Genomic DNA, 541 nt, shown 5'->3' on the forward strand with positions numbered 1-541 from the left:
AAGCAGAGTATCCAGTGAGTTACATGCCGATGGACGTTGAACCTTTGAGTTCTCTACCACATTGACAGATTTCTCTAGATCCGCTGACTCGTCGACAAAGATATGGCTAATACCAAAGCCACCGATGATAACCGGGATAGTGCTGTTCTCTTTACACATCTTGTGTAGACCTGCGCCACCACGTGGAATGATCATATCTACATAGTCATCTAGCTTAAGCAGTTGAGAAACAAGCTCACGATCTGGCTTTTCAATGTACTGAACAGAAGCTGCTGGTAGCTCTGCTTTTTCTAGCGCAGATTGGATAACTTTTACCAGCTCCATGTTCGAGAAGAACGTCTCTTTACCGCCACGCAGAATGCTTGCGTTACCGGTTTTAAGACACAGCGCCGCGATATCGATAGTCACGTTTGGACGCGCTTCGTAGATAACGCCAACCACACCCAGTGGTACGCGACGGCGAGAAAGCGACATGCCGTTTTCTAGTACTTTGCTGTCGATTTCGCTGCCGACAGGGTCATTCAGGCTGATGACGTTACGT

1 protein-coding gene is annotated in these 541 nt (G+C 47.9%); it reads right to left on the reverse strand.

All coding sequences use genetic code 11. The annotated features are described in order from the left end of the window. On the reverse strand, window positions 1-541 hold a 541-nt coding region (locus KIV40_RS32185), incomplete at both ends, for an aldehyde dehydrogenase family protein (protein ID WP_285353408.1).

This window comes from Vibrio sp. D173a (genome assembly GCF_030248475.1).